This window comes from Trinickia diaoshuihuensis, assembly GCF_003390925.1.
Taxonomy (GTDB): domain Bacteria; phylum Pseudomonadota; class Gammaproteobacteria; order Burkholderiales; family Burkholderiaceae; genus Trinickia; species Trinickia diaoshuihuensis.
This window is the reverse complement of sequence record NZ_QUBS01000027.1, coordinates 96,861-115,333: the sequence shown is the minus strand read 5'-3', so window position 1 is coordinate 115,333 and position 18,473 is coordinate 96,861. Positions and strand designations below refer to the sequence as shown.

Here is an 18,473-nt window from a genome sequence, read left to right as displayed (position 1 = left end):
GACATCAAACGCCAACGAGCGTTTTGAAGCGGTCGAAATAATCGGGAAAAGTCTTGCCGACGCACTTCGGGTCGTTGATCCGCACCGGCACGCCGCCGAGCGAAACGAGCGAGAAGCACATCGCCATGCGGTGATCGTCGTAGGTATCGATCGCCGCGTTCGGCGTAATGGCAGCCGGCGGCGTGACGACGAGGAAATCCTCGCCCTCCTCGATGGTCGCGCCGACCTTGCGCAGCTCGGTAGCCATCGCGGCGATCCGGTCCGTCTCCTTCACGCGCCAACTGCCGATATTGCGCAGCGTCGTCGTGCCGCGCGCGAACAGCGCGCATACGGCGATCGTCATGGCCGCATCGGGAATCAAATTGAAATCCATGTCGACCGCCTCGAGCCGGCCGTGGTCGTGGCCTACGCCGCGCACCTCGATCCAATCCTCGGCCATCGTGACGTTGGCGCCCATCGCCGTCAGTGCGCCGGCAAACGCCACATCGCCCTGGATGCTCGCGCGGCCGACGCCGACGACGCGCACGGGACCACCCGCGATCGCGCCCGCCGCGAGGAAATACGACGCCGACGATGCGTCGCCCTCGACCATGATCGCGCCGGGCGAACGGTAGCGGCCGCCGGCCGGGACCGTGAAGCGCTGCCAGCCTTCACGCGCGACGGTCACGCCGAAGCGCTCCATCAGCTTCATCGTGATTTCGATGTAGGGCTTCGAGATCAACTCGCCCTCGACTTCCACGACGATTCGGCCGCTCTTGGCATGCACGAGCGGCAGCGTCATCAAGAGTGCCGTCAAAAATTGGCTGGAGACGTCGCCGCGCACGCGGATCGGCTCGTTCACCTCGATCGGCGCCGCGTGAATGGCGAGCGGCGGATAGCCGTCGTTTGCCTCGTAATCGATCCGCGCACCGATTTGGCGCAGACCGTCCACGAGGTCGCCGATCGGCCGCTCGTGCATGCGCGGCACGCCGTGCACGCGGTACTCGCCGCCGCCCACGGCCAGCGCGGCCGTCAACGGCCGGATCGCCGTGCCCGCATTGCCGAGAAAGAGGTCGGCCGCCTTCGCGGGGAACGCCCCGCCCGTGCCTTGCACGACGCAGACGTCCGCCTCGCGCGTGTAGGTCACGCCGAGCTTGGTCAACGCGTCGAGCATGACGCGCGTATCGTCGGAATCCAGCAGATTCGAGATCGCCGTCTGACCTTCGGCGAGCGCGGCCAGCAAGAGCACTCGGTTCGAAATGCTTTTCGAGCCGGGCAGGCGGATCGTGCCTTGCGCCCGGGAGTACGGTCCGAGATCGAGGTAATCCATGAGGGGTCCTTTTATTTCGGGGCGAGATGGCCGCTCGCGCGGCCGCCGCGTTCCTGCCATTGCGTGCGCGCTTCGCGTGAACGGGCGAAAACCGCTTCGAGCGCGGCACCGTCGCCGGCGACGATGGCGGCCCGCAGTTGGGCGAGGACCGCTGTGTAGCCGTCGAGCTCGTCGACCAATGCCTCGCGATTGGCCAAACAGACGTCCCGCCACATTTCGGGACTCGACGCGGCGATCCGCGTGAAATCGCGGAATCCGCCGGCGGCGAACGAGAACTTGAGCGCCGCGTCCGGCGCGCTCAAGATGCGCTCGACGAGCGCGAACGACAGCAAATGCGGCAAATGACTGACCGAGGCGAAGACGCGGTCGTGCTGCTCGTGGCTCATCGTGCTCACGAGCGCACCCGTCGCGTGCCACAGCGCCTCGATGCGCGCAACGTCGCCGGGACGATTCTCGGGCAGCGGACACAACACGACGTTGCGGCCCACGTACAGGTCGGGCAAAGCGGCTTCGACGCCGCTCGACTCGCGCCCCGCGATCGGATGACCCGGCACGAATTGGGATACGCGCTCGCCGAGCGCCGCGCGCGCCGCCGCGACGACATCCGACTTCGTGCTGCCGGCGTCGGTCACGATCGTGCGCGCCTCCAGAAAAGGCGCGATCCGCGCCAGCAGCGGCTGCGTTTGGGCAACGGGCGCCGCGACGAGCACGAGGTCCGCGCCGGCGAGCGCGGCCGCGAGTTCGGCGTCATCGCCTTGCGAGGCGACCTCGTCGACGACGCCGAGTTCGCGCGCGCGCTCGGCGGACGCGCGCGAGCGGCCGACGCCGACGATGCGTCCGCCGCCTGCCACGCCCGAGCGCTCGCGCAGCGCACGCGCGAGCGAGCCGCCGATGAGTCCCACGCCGAAAATCACGAGTTTGTCGAAAGTGAACGTGGTCACGAGTGGCTCGAAAACGGAAAGAAACGCACGCGCATGATGCGCGCGAAAAAAGCGGCGCCCGGCTTACGCCGGCGCCAGTGCTTGTTCGAGTGCCGCGATGAACGCCTCGTTCTCATCGGGCAAACCGATCGTCACGCGCAGCCACTGCGGCAGCCCGTAATTGCCGACCGGGCGCACGATCACGCCCTGCTGGAGCAGCGCAAGATTGACGCGCGCACCGGCGCCGTCGTCGCTACCGACGCGCACGAGCACGAAGTTGCCGAACGAAGGCACGTACTCGAGCCCGAGCTTATCGAACGCTTGCGTCAAACGACGGTAGCCTTGGGCATTGAGCGCCGCCGTCTTTTCGAGGAACGCCGTATCGCCGAGCGCCGCGATCGCCGCGGCCTGCGCGATCGTATTGACGTTGAACGGCTGGCGCAGGCGGTTGAGCAGATCGGTCAGGTCGGGCTGTGCGATCGCAAAGCCGACGCGCAGCCCGGCGAGGCCGAACGCCTTCGAGAACGTGCGCGACACGACGAGGTTCGGATAACGGCGCGCCCATGCGATCGAATCGTAGCGCAACTCGGCCGGGAGATACTCCGTGTAGGCCTCGTCGAGCACGACGACGACGCGCCTGGGCACCTTCTCGAGAAACGCCTCGAGCGCGGGCCCTTCGATGAACGTACCGGTCGGGTTATTCGGATTGGCGATGAACACGAGCCGCGTATCGTCCTCGATGGCCGCGAGCATGGCATCGAGATCGTGGCCGTGCCGCACCGCGGGTACGACGATCGCGCGCGCGCCGAGTCCTTGCGTCGCCAGCGCATAGACCGCGAACGAGTACTGCGCGTAGACGACCGATTGCCCCTTTTCGACGAACGCATGCGCGGCGATTTCCAGGATGTCGTTGCTGCCGTTGCCGAGCGTGATCCATTCGGCGGGCACGCCGTAGCGATCGGCGAGCGCCGCTTTCAATTCGAATGCATTCGCATCGGGATAGCGGCCGAGTTCCGCGGCGGCACGCGCCATCGCGGCCTTGGCCGAATCGGGCATGCCGAGCGGATTTTCGTTCGATGCCAGCTTCACGATGCGCGACTCGTCAAGCCCGAATTCGCGCGCGACTTCCGAGATCGGCTTGCCGGCAACGTAAGGGGCGATTTGGCGCACGTAGGAAGGGCCGTATTGCATCGTCATGAGTCTCTCCAAAGCGGACAGCACGGATGGGTCGTACCGATGGATGCCGATGCGAGAGCGCATCCATCGTCGTCAGTCGAGCGGCCGCGGCCGGCCGCGGTCCCGCGCGGCATCAGCGCGAACGCGCGTACGAGCCGAGGATTTTGAGAAACGCAGCCTTCTTACCGAGTTCCGCGAGCGCGCGGGCGACGGGCGGGTCCTCGCGATGACCTTCGACATCGATATAGAAGTAGTACTCCCACGTACCGATGCGCGCGGGACGCGACTCGAACCGCGTCATCGACACGCCGTGGCGCGCCAGCGGTTCGAGCAGCTTGAACACGGCGCCCGGCTCGTTCTTGACCGACACGATCAGCGACGTTTGATCGTAGCCGCTGCGCCCCGCCGGCGTATGGCCGATCATCACGAACCGCGTGCGATTTTGCGGATCGTCTTGAATCAACGCGCTCGCAACCTGCAAGCCGTAAAACGCGGCGGCACGATCGCTCGCGATCGCGGCCACGCTCGGATCGAGCGAAGCCATGCGCGCCGCCTCCGCATTGCTCGAGACGGCTTGCCGCTCGATATGCGGTAAGTTCGCGCCAAGCCAGCGCTGACACTGCGCGAGCGCCTGCGCGTGAGCGCACACGCGCGAGATGCCCGTCAGCGCGCCGCTTTGCGTGAGCAGATTGTGCCGAATCGGCAGCGCGAGCTCGCCGCCGATCAGCAACTGCGATTGCAGCAGCAGATCGAGCGTGCGCGACACCGCCCCCTCGCTCGAATTCTCCACGGGCACGACGCCGAACTGCGCGGCGCCTGCCTCGACGCTGCGAAATACTTCGTCGATCGACGGGCAGGCAAGCCCCTCGATCGAATGACCGAAGTACTCGTACATCGCCTCTTCGCTATAGGTGCCGGCCGGGCCGAGGTAAGCCGCCGTGACCGGGTGCTCGAGCGAGCGGCTCGCCGCCATGATCTCGCGCCAAATGGCGCAGATGTGTTCGCTCTCGAGCGGACCCTCGCTCAGCGCCTGCAAGCGAGAAATCACCTGCTGCTCGCGCTCCGGGCGGAACACGGGTGCGTTGTAGCGCTTCTTGACCTCGCCCACTTCGAGCGCGATCGCCGCACGCTGATTGAGCAGCGCGATGACCTGCGCGTCGATCGCATCGATCGCGTCGCGCAGCGGCTTCAACTGTGAATTGAGTTCGTCGTCCATGCGTAAAACGGCCGTATCGAAAACGGGCGGCGCACCGCGCACGCCCTGCCCCGCGCGATTAAGCGCGAGTGCGTTCGAAATCCTTCATATACTCGACAAGCGCTTTGACGCCTTCGAGCGGCACCGCGTTGTAAATCGACGCCCGCATGCCGCCGACGGACTTGTGGCCCTTGAGCTGCATCAGCCCGCGCGCTTTCGCGCCGGCAAGGAAATCATCATTGCGCGACTCGTCCGCGAGGAAGAACGGTACGTTCATTCGCGAACGCGATTCGCGCTCCACTTTGTTCAGATAGAAGCTGCTCGCATCGATCGTCTCGTACAGCAGCTTCGATTTTTCGAGGTTGCGCGCCTCGATTTCCTTCAATCCGCCCTGACGCTTCAGCCACTTGAAGACCAGGCCGGCGATATAAATCGCGTAGGTGGGCGGCGTGTTGTACATCGAATTGTTCTCGGCGACGATGCGCCACTCGAACGCCGATGGGCAAATCGACAGCGCGCGGTCGAGCAAATCCTCGCGCACGACGACGATCGTCAAACCCGCCATGCCGATGTTCTTTTGCGCGCCGCCGTACATGACGCCGTACTTCGCGACATCGAGCGGGCGCGACAAGATGTGCGACGACACGTCGGCCACGAGCGGAATGTCGCCCAGCTCCGGGATGTCGAACGTCTCGACGCCGTGAATCGTCTCGTTCGTGCACAGGTGGACATAGGCCGGATCGTCCGACAATTGCCATTCCGAGCGCTTGGGCGAGCGCGTGAATCCATTCGCCGTTTCGCCGCTGGCGGCCACGTGCGGCTTGCAGTACTTGGCGGCTTCCTTGAACGTCTTTTGCGACCACGAACCGGTAATGACGAAATCGGCGACGTCGCGCTTGCCGAGCATGTTCATCGGCACGATCGCGTTCTCGCCGAGCCCGCCGCCCTGCAGGAACAAGATGCGATGGCTCGCGGGCGCCTGAAGCAACTCGCGCACGTCGGTCAGCGCCTCTTCATGGATCGACATGAACTCGCGGCCGCGATGGCTCATTTCCATCACGCTCATGCCGCTGCCATGCCAATCGAGCATTTCATCGGCCGCTTGACGCAACACTTCTTCGGGCAATGCCGCCGGGCCGGCCGAGAAATTGAAGACGCGCATCGTGAGAACCCCCGAGGATGATGGAACGCAAGGGCACAAAAGAGCGGAGGCGCAATGCCGCCGTCGAATGCGCCGCACTCAAGTCAGAAATAGATAATGGCCGTTCGCGCATTGTGCGCAAACGGCCATTATCGCACCGCCGATCGAAAAACGCTTGTCCGGACCCGGCGAGCGGGCCCGCGCAATCGAAGCCCTCGCGGGCTCGACGGCGATTTACTTGCCGGGCTTGACCGCGGCGACTTCCTTATCGGCTTGCGTGCGCGTGGCCTGGATCGATTGCGGCATGTACTTCTGCATCAGGCTGCCGACGACGTCGCGGCCCACCTGGTCTTGCACCTGGATGAACTTGCGGCCCGTCGAGCTCTTATAGAACTTCGTCAGGTCTTTGAGTTCGTCCGTCGAGTAGTACTTGGCGTACGCATCGTATTGCGCTTGCATCGCGTCTTGACGGAAACCGTCGGTCGCGAACACTTGGCCCGCCGAATCCACGAGCTTGGGCACTGCGTTCTTTTGCAGCGTCGGCACGGCGGCTTGCTTTTGCTTGTCGTTCAGCGTCTTGTTCTCGGACAAGGCTTCCGACAGGATTTCCGGCACGTACTGCTTCGCTTGCATCTGCGCGCTGTTACCGATCGCACCGACGAGCTTTTGCGCGTCGATCGCGTCCAGCAGCTCCTTGATCGCAGCTTGCTTGGCCGGATCGACCGGCGCGGCGGCCGTCGCGGCCGAAGCCGCGGGCGCTTGGCTTTGGAGGGCTTGCGCCATCGCGAAAGTCGGCACGAAAGCAGCCAGCAGCATCCATTGCTTGAATCGTCGTTGCATCATTACTCCCTCAAAAAAATGAATCGTTCGCGCGCAGCCTCGCGGCAATCTCGCCGCATCCGCCACCTAGCCACTGGGCGGACGCGCTCGAGGTATAACGCGATCGCTCGCGCGCTTCGTTGTCTTTCGTCAAACCGCGGCGCGGCGGCAATTACGCACGGCTTACTGTGCGGCGTCCTCGCCCGCTTCGTCGTCCGGCGCGGCGCCCTCGCCGTCGACATCGACGTCCGAATCGGCTTCCGCGATTTGCTGAAGGCCCGACAGCTTCGTACCCTCATCAAGGCTGATGAGTGTAACACCCTGAGTAGCCCGGCCCATCTCGCGAATTTCCGACACGCGCGTGCGGATGAGCACACCCGTATTGGTGATCAGCATGATCTGGTCTTCGGCATCGACGAGCGTGGCGGCCACGACCTTGCCGTTGCGCTCCGACGTCTGGATCGCGATCATACCCTTGGTGCCGCGCCCATGCCGCGTGTACTCCGTGATCGGCGTACGCTTGCCGTATCCGTTCTCGGTTGCCGTCAACACGGATTGAGTTTCGCTGCCGGCCACGAGCATCGCGATGACCTGCTGCCCGTCTTCAAGCTGCATGCCGCGCACGCCGCGCGCCTCGCGGCCCATCGGCCGCACGTCGTTCTCGTCGAAGCGCACGGCCTTGCCCGCGTCGGAGAACAGCATGACGTCATGCTGGCCGTCGGTGATCGCGGCGCCGATCAGGTAATCGCCGTCATCCAAGCCGACCGCAATGATACCTTTGCGCAATGGTCTGCTGAAAGCCTCGAGCGGCGTTTTCTTGACGGTACCGAGCGCCGTGGCCATGAAGACGAATTTGTCGGCGGAGAACTCCTTGACCGGCAGCACGACGTTGATCTTCTCGCCCTCTTGCAGCGGGAACATGTTGACGATCGGCCGGCCGCGCGAGTTGCGCGAGCCCTGCGGCACTTCGTACACCTTGACCCAGTAGACGCGGCCGCGGTTCGAGAAGCACAGAATGTGATCGTGCGTGTTCGCGATGAACAGCGTATCGATCCAATCGTCTTCCTTCATCTGCGTGGCTTGCTTGCCGCGCCCGCCGCGCTTTTGCGCGCGGTATTCCGAGAGCGGCTGCGACTTGACGTAGCCCGTGTGGGACATCGTCACGACCATATCCTGCGGCGTGATCAGATCTTCGGTGTTCAGCTCCGTCGCGTTCAACTCGATCTTCGAGCGGCGCGCGTCGCCGAATTCGGCCTTCACCGCCGTCAACTCGTCGCCGATGATCGCCGTGATCCGTTCCGGCCGCGCCAGAATGTCGAGCAGGTCGGCGATCTGAGCCATCACTTCGCGGTACTCGCCGATGATCTTGTCTTGCTCGAGCCCCGTCAGACGCTGCAGACGCATCTGCAGAATTTCCTGGGCCTGCGTGTCGGACAGTTTGTACAGACCGTCGCCCTGCATGCCGAAAGCCGGGTTCAAGCCTTCCGGACGGTAGGCCTCGCGCCCGCCCGCGGCGGCGTTCTCGGATTCGGCCCGCGACAGCATTTCGCGCACGAGCGACGAATCCCAGGCCCGCGCCATCAATTCTTGCTTGGCGATCGGCGGCGTCGGCGCGGCCTTGATGATCGCGATGAATTCGTCGATGTTCGCGAGCGCGACGGCGAGGCCCTCGAGCACGTGACCGCGTTCGCGCGCCTTGCGCAGTTCGTATACAGTGCGCCGCGTCAGCACCTCGCGCCGGTGCGAGAGGAACGCGTCGAGCATCTCGCGCAGGTTCAACAGCTTCGGCTGGCCGTCGACGAGCGCGACCATGTTCATGCCGAACGTATCTTGTAGCTGCGTCGCCTTGTACAGATTATTGAGGACGACCTCCGGCACTTCGCCGCGCTTCAGCTCGATGACGACGCGCATGCCGCTCTTATCGGACTCGTCGCGGATGTCGGAGATGCCCTCGAGCTTCTTCTCGTTGACGAGCTCGGCGATCCGCTCGAGCAGCGAGCGTTTGTTCACCTGATACGGCAGTTCGTCGACGATGATCGCCATGCGCTGACCGCGGTCGATCTCCTCGAAGTGCGTGGCGGCCCGCATGACGACGCGCCCGCGCCCCGTGCGATAGCCGTCGCGCACGCCCGCCACGCCGTAGATAATGCCGGCCGTGGGGAAATCGGGCGCCGGGATGATTTCGATCAACTCGTCGACGGTGGCCTGCGGATTCTTCAGCAGATGGTGACAGGCGTCGACGACCTCGCTCAGATTGTGCGGCGGAATGTTGGTCGCCATCCCGACGGCGATCCCCGACGAGCCGTTGATCAGCAGATTGGGAATACGCGCCGGCAGAATGAGCGGCTCGCTTTCGCTGCCGTCGTAGTTCGGACCGAAGTCGACCGTTTCCTTATCGATGTCGGACAGCAGTTCATGGCCGATCTTGGCCATCCGGATTTCGGTGTACCGCATGGCCGCGGCGTTGTCGCCGTCGATCGAACCGAAATTGCCCTGCCCGTCGACGAGCATGTAGCGCAGCGAGAAGAACTGCGCCATGCGCACGATCGTGTCGTAGACCGCGACGTCGCCGTGGGGGTGATATTTACCGATGACGTCGCCCACGATACGCGCCGACTTCTTATAGGCGCGGTTCCAATCGTTGTTCAACTCGTGCATCGCGTACAGCACGCGACGGTGCACCGGCTTGAGGCCGTCCCGGACGTCGGGAAGCGCACGCCCCACGATCACGCTCATCGCGTAATCGAGATACGAACGGCGCATTTCCTCCTCGAGGGAGATCGGCAGAGTCTCTTTGGCGAATTGATCCATTATCCGTATCGTTTTCGGGCGCGAGCGGAGCGAAAACAGCACGGCGCGCCCACTCCCGCGGGCCCGGCAGGAGGCGCCGGGCATCACGCGATTCTAACATGGCGGCCAGCGGCGCCCGAGATATGCGGTACGTACTCCCCCACGGCCGCGCGCGGCGACGGCCCAAAGGCCGCCATTTTTGCCGGCGCGCGCAAACGATTGTTTCGGGGCGCCTGGCACGGGACGTGCAACCGGCGATCGCCCGCAAAGCCGCGCCCGGCCGTCCTGTTGCTCAAGCACCACAATCGAAAGAGGCGGTTGGAGACGGCGGGATTTTTTTTTCGTAAGAAGGGAACGATATGGCAAAATGCCAACGCACTTGGTTAGACGCTGCTCGAAGTGTCCACAGGGTCCCGCGTTTTTTGTACCGCACCAATGTTATACTTCGAGCAATGTATGACTTGTCTTCGTCATCCAGGCTCGCAGTAAACCTGCGGTAATCTCAATTTCGAGAGGAGAAATATGAATAAATTTTCAAAGCTCGCGTTCATTGCAGCTACCGCAGTTGTGGCTGCATCCGCATCGGCACAGTCGGTGCCGGCGTCGCGACAAGCTACGAACGACAACTGGGTGAACGGCACCGGCGAATACGTGTGGATGAACGGCACGAACGAGCTTTGCTGGCGCGATGCGTTCTGGACGCCGGCCACGGCCAACGCCAAGTGTGACGGCGCGCTGGTCGCGCAAGCTCCGACGCCGCCGGCACCGGTCGCTCCGGTTGCTCCGGCGATCACGAGCCAGAAGGTGACGTACCAAGCCGACACGCTGTTCGACTTCGACAAGGCTATCCTGAAGCCGGCCGGCAAGGAAAAGCTGGACGAGCTGGCTTCGAAGCTCCAAGGCATGAACCTGGAAGTCGTCGTTGCGACGGGCTACACGGACAAGATCGGTTCGGACAAGTACAACGACCGTCTGTCGCTGCGCCGCGCGCAAGCCGTGAAGGCATACTTGGTCAGCAAGGGCGTGCCCGCGAACAAGATCTACACGGAAGGCAAGGGCAAGCGCAACCCCGTCAAGACGGATTGCGCGCAGAAGAACCGCAAGGCGCTCATCGCCTGCCTGGCACCGAACCGTCGCGTGGAAGTGGAAGTTGTCGGCACGAGCAGCGCGCCGGCTGGCCAATAAGCCATCCTTCCCGCTTCAAGAAAAACCCCGCTTCGGCGGGGTTTTTTTCTGGCCGCGCCCGTCGCCGCGGGCCCGTTTTGCCGCGGCGCGCAACCCTCGATATACTCAGCCTAATCCGGGCCCTCTCCCTCTCGCAACGTTATGACGAATGCCGATCCCCACGAACTACGCAAATTTAGCGACCTTGCACACCGTTGGTGGGATCCGAATGCCGAATTCAAACCGCTGCATGAACTGAATCCCGTCAGACTCGCCTGGATCGATGCGCATGCCCATCTGCCGGGCAAGCGTGTGCTCGACGTCGGCTGCGGCGGCGGCATTTTGTCCGAGTCGATGGCGAGCCTCGGCGCGCAGGTCAAAGGCATCGACCTATCGAATCAAGCGCTCGGCGTGGCCGACTTGCATAGCCTGGAGAGCGGCGTCACCGTCGAATACGAGGAAATCGCGGCGGAAGCACTGGCCGCGCGCGAGCCCGGAAGCTACGACGTGGTCACCTGCATGGAAATGCTCGAACACGTGCCCGACCCCGCGGCGATCGTCAAAGCCTGCGCGACGCTCGTCAAGCCCGACGGCTGGGTGTTCTTCTCGACGCTCAACCGCAACGTGAAGTCTTATCTCCTGGCGGTGATCGGCGCTGAATACATCGCCCAGATGCTGCCGAAGGGAACGCACGACTATGCGCGTTTCATTCGCCCTTCGGAGCTGGCGGGATTCGCGCGGGCGGCGGGATTGCGCGAGGTGGAGGTCAAGGGCATCGCGTATCGTCCGCTCGGCAAGCATTTCTCGCTATCGGACGACACGAGCGTCAATTATGTCTTTGCCTGCCGCCGCGACGGCTGAGCCGACCACCTTCGATCGCCTACGACTGCCGATTTATGAGCCACACGTCCTCGCCCAGCGCGCAGCAAGACGCCGCGCCGAGCCTCTCGCACTGCCGCGCCGCCCTGTTCGACCTCGACGGCACGCTGGCGGATACCGCACCCGACCTTGCGGCCGCCGTCAATAAGATGCGGCGCGACCGCGGCCTTGAACTAATCCCCGTGGAGCAGTTGCGTCCCTTGGCGTCTGCCGGTGCGCGCGGGTTGATCGGCGGCGCCTTCGGTATCGGCCCGGATGACCGGGAGTTCGCCCCGATGCGCGAGGAATTCCTCGCCAATTACGAAGCCGACTTGTGCATCGAAACGACGCTGTTCCCCGGTATTGCCGAACTGCTGGGAGCGCTCGATGCCCGCGGCATCCGCTGGGGCATCGTGACCAACAAGGTTGGCCGGCTCACGATACCGCTCGTCGAACAGCTCGGGTTGTTGGCGCGCGCGGGGTGCGTCGTGAGCGGCGATACGACGCCGCACTCGAAACCGCATCCGGCCCCGCTGTTGCATGCCGCCGAAGCACTGGCGTTGCCGCCTGGCCAAATCGTCTACGTGGGCGACGATCTGCGCGACGTTCAAGCGGGGTTCGCCGCCGGGATGGCAACCGTTGCAGCCGCGTACGGGTACTGCGGCACGGACTTGCCGCCCGCGATGTGGCACGCGCAGCATATCGTCGATTCGCCGGGACAACTCGCCCTTCTACTAGCCACGCTAGGTTGAGCGGAGCGGGCGTTGCGGCGCGCGGCCGCCGCAACGGCTGTGATTTCATTTTCCATCGGCCCGCGCGTCCCCTTGCCGCGCCTTCCCTTGATTTACGGGCGAGGCGCACCACCTTGGGTTCTGTGAGATAATTGTTTCTTGCAACCCCGGGGCCGACCTGGTTTCGACAAGGGTTATGAAGCAGTCAGGGCATGCCGAGGACCCGTCACCTCGTTAATCAATGGGAAAAACGTAACTGCAAACGACGAAACGTTCGCACTGGCAGCCTAAGGGCCGCCGTCCTCTGCCTAGCTCACTGACGGGCTAGTGTCGCAAGACCGGTAGCAATACCGCCAGAGGTCATATACGTCAGTTAAGCCTTGGTGGCGTCACGACGCCAAGGTCGAAAATCTAGTGAATCGCCGTAGCGCAGCGTGTTCGTCCGCGTCGCTCCGGTTAAATCAAAAGACAGAACTACGCATGTAGAACTGGGTGTGGACTGCTCTTGGACGCGGGTTCGATTCCCGCCGGCTCCACCAATTTGACCGTTCAGCGTGATAACGCTGAATGCTAGAACCCTTAGGAACTCAGCATCCTAGGGGTTTTTTGCATTCTGGATCGTCGACACCCTCCGGTCGTCGGACGCAGACCTAGCATCAGGGGCCGGGTGGCGCGGACTGGGCGAGCCATCGGCTCCGCGTAAGCCGGTACAGCACTTGGCGGCGCAGTCGAGTTCCGTCCGGGACCAACGGATGGTCGAAATCGTCGTTTGGGTCGCGGACCATCCCCAGCTTCGCCATCACCCGCATCGATTTCTCATTGGCGACACCCGCGTTGGCCACGATCTCGGGCAATTGAAGCCGCTCGAAGCCGAAGCGGATTGCGGCTGCGGCAGCTTCGGGGGCGTAGCCCAAACCCCAGAAGGAACGCGCGATACGCCAGCCGATTTCCACTGCCGGCGTGAAATGCGCTTCATAGGCGACTGGGAGTAAGCCGACCGCGCCGACGATCTTACACGTGGCGCTGTCCCCTCGCGTTCGGCAAATCGCGAACATCTATGTGGCGCAGTTCACGGGGAACTGCGCCATACTTCCCAGTACATAGTGGCGCGGTTTGCTAAACTGCGCCATACCGCGCCAAGTGCGACTCGAACGATGCCAACTGCTATGTCATCCGCGACAGATTTGCTGAACACGATCCAGGGATCCGAGGACGGGGTCACGCTGGCCGATCTGCTCACTGCGCATCCACAGATCGCCAGGCGAACAGCACAACGGCTACTCAGAAAGCTGATCGATAGCGGAGAAATCGCCGCATTGGGCGAGGGCAAAGCCCGTCGCTATTTTCGTCCGAATGCGTATTCCGGCAGTGACGACGCGGCTACCGCAGCAGAGAAATTCCCGCCGTTCATTCCGGTGTCGGCGGACAGCCAGGACATCTTGGCCTATATCGATAGGCCTCTCCCAGCGCGCAAACCGGTAGGCTATCAGCGCGACTTTCTCGATGCGTACCGGCCCGGTGAGAGCTGGTATCTGTCAGAGTCGCTGCGCCGCCAATTACATAAGATGGGCAGAACCCCGGAGGTCGGCGGACCTGCCGGCACCTATAGCCGCGCCGTTCTGAATCGACTACTCATCGACTTGTCATGGGCATCCAGCCATTTAGAGGGCAATACGTACTCCCGGCTCGACACGCGTGAGCTCATCGAGCATGGCAAGGCCGCACGGGGCAAGGCGGCCATCGAAACCCAGATGATCCTGAACCACAAGACAGCAATCGAACTGCTCGTCGAAAACATCGAGAATGCCGAGTTCAACCGCTACACTCTCATGAACTTGCACAGTGCTTTGGCGGAAAACCTGTTACCCAACCCAGCGGATGAGGGACGAATCCGCCAGCACGCTGTCGATATCGGCAAGAGCGTCTACCGTCCGCTTTCAACACCACAGCAAATCGAAGACGCGCTGGACGTGCTTCTGGGCAAAGCCAACCAAATTGCCGACCCGTTCGAGCAGTCCTTCTTCATCATGGTGCACGTGCCCTACCTGCAACCTTTTGCCGATGTCAACAAGCGCACCTCGCGATTGGCCGCGAATATACCGCTGTTCCGTTCGAATCTTTGCCCTCTGACTTTTCTGGACGTGCCGGAGCTTGCCTACAGTCGGGCCATCCTCGGCGTCTATGAAATGACACGCGTGGAGTTGCTCCGCGATCTTTACGTCTGGGCCTACGAACGTTCGACGCAGGAGTATCTGGCGATCAAGCAGGATTTGGTGGAGCCCGATCCGCTCCGCTTAGCTTGGCGCGATCTCATCAAACAGACTATCCGCGAAGTGGTCGCACAACCGGAACTAGAACCGCTTTCCTCTATTCAGCGAGCTGTCGAAAAACACGTTCCTGAGGACGAGCAAATAAGCGTCGAGGCACTGATCGTCGATGAACTCCGCAGGCTGCACGAGGGCGTGCTAGCCCGCTACGGGTTACGACCGTCCGAATACACAGCGTGGAAAGCAGTTCATGGCCGCTGACGGACGAGGGTTCAATGCCAGGTGGAACTTAAACCAGCATTTCGGTTCCTTGCGCAACGCAGGACCAGCCAGAACAAACCGCTGCTCCCGCCGCAGCCATCACTCCGCATCGTCCGGACACTGCAGATTGCAGCCGTTCGGATCGCCGTTATCTCCCTTCTTGCGCATCTTCGACGTCCGGTTTTGATACTTCTTCGACGGCGCCGATGCCGCGAACTCCAATTGCGGATGTGCTTGGAGTTTGAATTCGTCCTGCAAAATTCCTCCGGGCACACCCGGCGCGTTTTGCGCGAATGCGATCGACGCGACCGCGAACAGCATACCGGCCGCCGCGGCGCCGGCGCACACATTGAAAAGCGATTTCATAGCTAGCGATTGCCGCGCCAGACGGCGCGGTCCAGATCAGAACAATTCGAGAACCGTAAGCGTAACGCAGAACCCGCCCGTCTTGCAGCCGACACGGTTACCGCCGTAATCGGAACCACCGCATCGCCGCCTGCAAGCCGCCGAATCCTAGGCGTCAATCAGAGTCCATCGCCCGCGACAGCACTGCCGCGCAAGCCCGCCGTCACATCGATCAGTTCGCCGCAGTGCGTCGGGTCGTAGCCCTCCAGCGTCGCCACCCCGGCGCGGAACGCCTCGCTGCGCAACACGGCTAGCGCCGCCGCCAGCGGCTGCGCCGTCAGCCGCGCACGATCGCACGCGAAGTAATAGTCCTCGTCGACGATCGGCACGAAATCGAGCCCGAAGTGGTGCGCGGCCGGCGCAACCCCGAAACCGGCGTCGGCCATGCCGCTCGCGACGAACGCCGCGATCGCCGTATGCGTGAGTTCAGTCGACGCGTACCCATTGATCCGTTCGGGATCGATGCCGACGCTATTGAGCGCAAGATCGAGCAGCAGCCGCGTGCCGGAGCCCGGTTGGCGGTTGACGAAACGCACGTCGGGACGCGCGAGGTCATCGAGCCCGCGCACGCCTTTGGGATTGCCTTTCGTCAGAAAAAGCCCCTGCTTGCGCGCGGTCAAATAGACGAGCACGTGCCGCCGAGGGTCGAGCCAGCGCCGGTAGATATCGGCGCAAAATTCGCGAAACGCGCCGCGCGGCAAGTGAAAGCCGGCAAAGTCGCACTCCCCGCGCGCCAGCGCCGCCACCGCCTCGGCACTCTCCCGGTATTTGATCTCGACGGCGTCAACCGCTTGCGCGCCCAGTTGCGCGACGAGCGCCGCCACCGCATAGCCGTGCGAGGCATGAATGCGCGTGGTGCCGCCCGCGCCGAGTTGCCGGTTCAACTCCGCAGTCACTTCGCTCGCAAACTGCGCCAACGTCCCGTCCAACCGCTCCGCGCAAGCACGCTGCGCTTGCACGACCGCCCGCCCCAATGCCGAAAGCGCCGAGCCCTTGCCGCGCTCCTTCGCGATCAGCTCGCCGCCGAGCCGCGACTCGAGCGCGCGCAGCAGTCCCCACGCATGGCGGTATGACAACTGTCGCTCGCCGGCGGCTTGCGCGATGCTGCCCGTTTCATCGACCAGCGCCAATAGCGGCACGATGTCCGTCAAGCTCGCCTCGCGGCCCGTGCTGTCGCGTACGACCAATTCCGCGACGCATTTGATCTCAATCATTTATGCTGTCCGACTTCCTATTGCACAACGGGTGTCCCACGCCTATTGTTCGGGAACAACGGCTAGAGCCGAGAATATATGCACGCTATATGACGAGCAAGTGCATATTGATGAGTCGAAGAGGAGCCCCACCTTGGAACACGCCAGCGCCGCGGCGCCGGACGAACTCGTCCGCCAGCACGTCTCGCCGGGCGCATCGCTGATCGCGGTGCTGCACGCCATTCAAGACGAGGCGGGTTTCGTCCCGCCCGAAGCCGTTGCGCCGCTGGCGCGCGCCTTCAATCTTTCGCGCGCCGAGGTCCATGGCGTCATCACCTATTACCATCACTTTCGTACCCAGCCGCCGGCACGCGTCGCCGTCGCGCTGTGCCGCGCGGAAGCCTGCCGCAGCATGGGCACCGAGGCGCTGGCCCGACATATCGAAGCGCGCACGGCTTGCCGCTTCGATGCCGGCCATGAAGCGAGCAACGCCGCCGCGGGCGAGGTCGAACTCGAATCGGTCTACTGCCTCGGCCAATGCGCGTTGTCTCCTTCGATGACGATCAACGGCAAGCTGCACGTCAAAGTCACGCCGAGCAAGTTCGACGCGCTCCTCGAAGCGGCCCTGGCCGAAGCGCCGGCCGTCGCAGCCTCCGCGGAGGGCGCATGAGCACGCGCATCTACGTTCCCCGCGATTCGTCGGCACTCGCCCAAGGCGCCGACGCGATTGCCGACGCCATCGTGCGCGAAGCCGCCCGCCGCTCGCTCGATATAGAACTCGTGCGCAACGGCTCGCGCGGTCTCCTGTGGCTCGAACCGCTCGTCGAAGTGCAAACCGCGGCGGGACGCGTCGGCTACGGCAACGTCGAGGCAAGCGAGGTTGCGTCGCTGTTCGATGCCGGGTGGCTCACGGGCGGCGCGCATGCGCGCTCGGTCGGCATCGTCGACGACATCCCCTACTTGAAACGCCAGCAGCGTTTGACCTTTGCGCGCCTAGGGCTGACCGATCCGCTTTCGATCGACGATTACGTCGCTCACGGCGGCCTTGCGGGGCTGAAGGCAGCGCTCGCAATGAGCCCGGAGGCGGCCTGCGAAACGGTGCTCGAATCGGGATTGCGCGGCCGCGGCGGCGCGGCATTTCCCGCCGGCATCAAATGGCGCACGGTGCGCGAGGCCAAAGCCGCGCAAAAATACATCGTCTGCAATGCCGACGAGGGCGACTCGGGCACGTTCTCCGATCGTCTCGCGATGGAAGGCGATCCGTTCGCGCTGATCGAAGGCATGATCATCGCCGGCATCGCCACGGGTGCAACGCGCGGCTACATCTATGTACGCAGCGAATACCCGCACGCGATCGCCACGCTGAACGCCGCCATCGGCCGCGCTCGCGAGGCGGGCTGGCTCGGCGAGCGCGTCCTCGATGGCCCACACGCCTTCGAGCTCGAAGTGGCCAAGGGCGCCGGCTCCTACGTTTGCGGCGAGGAAACGGCGCTGCTGGAATCGCTCGAGGGCAAGCGCGGCGTCGTGCGCGCCAAGCCGCCTGTGCCCGCGCTCGCCGGGCTTTTCGGGCAGCCCACGGTCGTCAATAACGTCATCACGCTCGCGTCGGTGCCGATCATCTTCGCCCGGGGCGCATCGTTCTATCGCGACTTCGGCATGGGCCGCTCGCGCGGGACGCTGCCGTTCCAATTGGCCGGCAACATCAAATTCGGCGGGCTCGTCGAACTTGCCTTCGGGGTCACGCTGCGCGAGCTCGTCGAGACCTTCGGCGGCGGTACCGCGAGCGGCCGCCCGGTGCGCGCCGTTCAAGTCGGCGGCCCGCTCGGCACCTACCTGCCCGAAAGCCAGTGGGATATCCCGATGGATTACGAGGCCTACGCGCAAGTCGGCGCCGTCATCGGACACGGCGGGCTCGTCGTCCATGACGACACCTCGAACCTGGCGGAACTCGCGCAGTACGCGATGCAGTTTTGCGCCGTCGAATCGTGCGGCAAGTGCACGCCGTGCCGCATCGGCTCGACGCGCGGCGTCGAGGTCATCGCTCGTATCCGTAACGGCGATACTTCGGAGCAGCAGATTCACTTGCTGCGCGACCTATGCGACACGATGGTAGCGGGCTCGCTGTGCGCGATGGGCGGCATGACGCCCTACCCCGTGCTGTCCGCGCTCGATCATTTCCCTGAAGACTTCGGTCTTCGCCCCGCTGCGCCGAAAGCGGCCGCGGCCTGATTGACGGAGCTTCAT

At 63.8% G+C, this 18,473-nt stretch carries 16 protein-coding genes and 1 other RNA gene; 7 read left to right on the top strand and 10 right to left on the bottom strand.

The window, feature by feature from the left end:
• Nucleotides 1–4 precede the first annotated feature (4 nt).
• The 7 genes from aroA to gyrA all read right to left on the bottom strand — a co-directional run bounded on the left by aroA (nucleotide 5) and on the right by gyrA (nucleotide 9,371).
• Nucleotides 5–1,309 carry a 3-phosphoshikimate 1-carboxyvinyltransferase gene (aroA, locus tag DXT59_RS08620; protein WP_116136484.1) on the bottom strand — a complete coding sequence of 435 codons (1,305 nt, stop codon included), beginning with the start codon at nucleotides 1,307–1,309 and terminating at the stop codon, nucleotides 5–7.
• An 11-nt stretch (nucleotides 1,310–1,320) separates the two neighbouring features.
• Nucleotides 1,321–2,250: a prephenate dehydrogenase gene (locus DXT59_RS08615; RefSeq protein ID WP_116136483.1), complete on the bottom strand. Its 930-nt coding sequence runs from the start codon at nucleotides 2,248–2,250 to the stop codon at nucleotides 1,321–1,323.
• Nucleotides 2,251–2,313: 63 nt separating this feature from the next.
• Nucleotides 2,314–3,426: a histidinol-phosphate transaminase gene (hisC, locus tag DXT59_RS08610; RefSeq protein WP_116136482.1), complete on the bottom strand. Its 1,113-nt coding sequence runs from the start codon at nucleotides 3,424–3,426 to the stop codon at nucleotides 2,314–2,316.
• Nucleotides 3,427–3,538: 112 nt separating this feature from the next.
• Nucleotides 3,539–4,621: a prephenate dehydratase gene (pheA, locus tag DXT59_RS08605; protein WP_116136594.1), complete on the bottom strand. Its 1,083-nt coding sequence runs from the start codon at nucleotides 4,619–4,621 to the stop codon at nucleotides 3,539–3,541.
• A 58-nt stretch (nucleotides 4,622–4,679) separates the two neighbouring features.
• Nucleotides 4,680–5,762 carry a 3-phosphoserine/phosphohydroxythreonine transaminase gene (gene serC / locus DXT59_RS08600; protein WP_116136481.1) on the bottom strand — a complete coding sequence of 361 codons (1,083 nt, stop codon included), beginning with the start codon at nucleotides 5,760–5,762 and terminating at the stop codon, nucleotides 4,680–4,682.
• A gap of 213 nt (nucleotides 5,763–5,975) precedes the next feature.
• Nucleotides 5,976–6,581: a DUF2059 domain-containing protein gene (locus DXT59_RS08595; RefSeq protein ID WP_116136593.1), complete on the bottom strand. Its 606-nt coding sequence runs from the start codon at nucleotides 6,579–6,581 to the stop codon at nucleotides 5,976–5,978.
• 162 nt (nucleotides 6,582–6,743) lie between these two features.
• On the bottom strand, nucleotides 6,744–9,371 hold the full coding sequence (gyrA, locus tag DXT59_RS08590) for a DNA gyrase subunit A (protein ID WP_116136480.1): 2,628 nt from the start codon (nucleotides 9,369–9,371) through the stop codon (nucleotides 6,744–6,746).
• A gap of 501 nt (nucleotides 9,372–9,872) precedes the next feature.
• On the opposite strand from gyrA, the gene ompA reads away from it, so the two are divergent.
• From ompA to ssrA, 4 genes are all read left to right on the top strand, one after another.
• Entirely contained in the window at nucleotides 9,873–10,535 is a 663-nt protein-coding gene (gene ompA, locus DXT59_RS08585) for an outer membrane protein OmpA (RefSeq protein ID WP_116136479.1), read from the top strand.
• A gap of 141 nt (nucleotides 10,536–10,676) precedes the next feature.
• Nucleotides 10,677–11,375, top strand: coding sequence for a bifunctional 2-polyprenyl-6-hydroxyphenol methylase/3-demethylubiquinol 3-O-methyltransferase UbiG (ubiG, locus tag DXT59_RS08580; RefSeq protein ID WP_116136478.1), 699 nt, complete (start codon nucleotides 10,677–10,679; stop codon nucleotides 11,373–11,375).
• Between the two features lie 35 nt (nucleotides 11,376–11,410).
• Nucleotides 11,411–12,124 carry an HAD-IA family hydrolase gene (locus tag DXT59_RS08575; protein ID WP_116136477.1) on the top strand — a complete coding sequence of 238 codons (714 nt, stop codon included), beginning with the start codon at nucleotides 11,411–11,413 and terminating at the stop codon, nucleotides 12,122–12,124.
• 148 nt (nucleotides 12,125–12,272) lie between these two features.
• Nucleotides 12,273–12,642, top strand: a transfer-messenger RNA (tmRNA) gene (gene ssrA, locus DXT59_RS08570).
• A gap of 117 nt (nucleotides 12,643–12,759) precedes the next feature.
• Here the strand turns inward: ssrA and DXT59_RS08565 are convergent.
• On the bottom strand, nucleotides 12,760–13,158 hold the full coding sequence (locus tag DXT59_RS08565; RefSeq protein ID WP_116136476.1) for a GNAT family N-acetyltransferase: 399 nt from the start codon (nucleotides 13,156–13,158) through the stop codon (nucleotides 12,760–12,762).
• Nucleotides 13,159–13,269: 111 nt separating this feature from the next.
• Here DXT59_RS08565 and DXT59_RS08560 point away from each other — a divergent pair, with 111 nt between their 5' ends.
• Nucleotides 13,270–14,631: a Fic family protein gene (locus DXT59_RS08560; RefSeq protein WP_116136475.1), complete on the top strand. Its 1,362-nt coding sequence runs from the start codon at nucleotides 13,270–13,272 to the stop codon at nucleotides 14,629–14,631.
• Between the two features lie 99 nt (nucleotides 14,632–14,730).
• Here DXT59_RS08560 and DXT59_RS08555 read toward each other — a convergent pair whose 3' ends face one another.
• Nucleotides 14,731–14,997: a hypothetical protein gene (locus tag DXT59_RS08555; RefSeq protein WP_116136474.1), complete on the bottom strand. Its 267-nt coding sequence runs from the start codon at nucleotides 14,995–14,997 to the stop codon at nucleotides 14,731–14,733.
• A 158-nt stretch (nucleotides 14,998–15,155) separates the two neighbouring features.
• Nucleotides 15,156–16,250: a substrate-binding domain-containing protein gene (locus DXT59_RS08550; protein ID WP_116136473.1), complete on the bottom strand. Its 1,095-nt coding sequence runs from the start codon at nucleotides 16,248–16,250 to the stop codon at nucleotides 15,156–15,158.
• Between the two features lie 133 nt (nucleotides 16,251–16,383).
• Between DXT59_RS08550 and DXT59_RS08545 the strand changes: the two genes are divergently transcribed.
• Together DXT59_RS08545 and DXT59_RS08540 are read left to right on the top strand one after the other, a co-directional pair.
• Nucleotides 16,384–16,899: an NAD(P)H-dependent oxidoreductase subunit E gene (locus DXT59_RS08545; RefSeq protein ID WP_116136472.1), complete on the top strand. Its 516-nt coding sequence runs from the start codon at nucleotides 16,384–16,386 to the stop codon at nucleotides 16,897–16,899.
• The gene (locus DXT59_RS08540; protein ID WP_116136471.1) at nucleotides 16,896–18,458 is read left to right on the top strand and encodes a formate dehydrogenase beta subunit; all 1,563 of its coding nucleotides are present in this window, start codon (nucleotides 16,896–16,898) and stop codon (nucleotides 18,456–18,458) included. Before DXT59_RS08545 ends, DXT59_RS08540 begins: the two co-directional genes overlap by 4 nt.
• The last annotated feature ends 15 nt before the right edge of the window (nucleotides 18,459–18,473 follow it).

What these genes read in the sequence shown, in the direction of transcription:
- aroA (WP_116136484.1), bottom strand. Translation starts at nt 1,309, where the DNA reads ATGGATTACCTCGATCTCGGACCGTACTCCCGGGCGCAAGGCACGATC.
- hisC (WP_116136482.1), bottom strand. Translation starts at nt 3,426, where the DNA reads ATGACGATGCAATACGGCCCTTCCTACGTGCGCCAAATCGCCCCTTAC.
- pheA (WP_116136594.1), bottom strand. Translation starts at nt 4,621, where the DNA reads ATGGACGACGAACTCAATTCACAGTTGAAGCCGCTGCGCGACGCGATC.
- serC (WP_116136481.1), bottom strand. Translation starts at nt 5,762, where the DNA reads ATGCGCGTCTTCAATTTCTCGGCCGGCCCGGCGGCATTGCCCGAAGAA.
- DXT59_RS08595 (WP_116136593.1), bottom strand. Translation starts at nt 6,581, where the DNA reads ATGCAACGACGATTCAAGCAATGGATGCTGCTGGCTGCTTTCGTGCCG.
- gyrA (WP_116136480.1), bottom strand. Translation starts at nt 9,371, where the DNA reads ATGGATCAATTCGCCAAAGAGACTCTGCCGATCTCCCTCGAGGAGGAA.
- ompA (WP_116136479.1), top strand. Translation starts at nt 9,873, where the DNA reads ATGAATAAATTTTCAAAGCTCGCGTTCATTGCAGCTACCGCAGTTGTG.
- ubiG (WP_116136478.1), top strand. Translation starts at nt 10,677, where the DNA reads ATGACGAATGCCGATCCCCACGAACTACGCAAATTTAGCGACCTTGCA.
- DXT59_RS08575 (WP_116136477.1), top strand. Translation starts at nt 11,411, where the DNA reads ATGAGCCACACGTCCTCGCCCAGCGCGCAGCAAGACGCCGCGCCGAGC.
- DXT59_RS08565 (WP_116136476.1), bottom strand. Translation starts at nt 13,158, where the DNA reads ATGTTCGCGATTTGCCGAACGCGAGGGGACAGCGCCACGTGTAAGATC.
- DXT59_RS08560 (WP_116136475.1), top strand. Translation starts at nt 13,270, where the DNA reads ATGTCATCCGCGACAGATTTGCTGAACACGATCCAGGGATCCGAGGAC.
- DXT59_RS08555 (WP_116136474.1), bottom strand. Translation starts at nt 14,997, where the DNA reads ATGAAATCGCTTTTCAATGTGTGCGCCGGCGCCGCGGCGGCCGGTATG.
- DXT59_RS08550 (WP_116136473.1), bottom strand. Translation starts at nt 16,250, where the DNA reads ATGATTGAGATCAAATGCGTCGCGGAATTGGTCGTACGCGACAGCACG.
- DXT59_RS08540 (WP_116136471.1), top strand. Translation starts at nt 16,896, where the DNA reads ATGAGCACGCGCATCTACGTTCCCCGCGATTCGTCGGCACTCGCCCAA.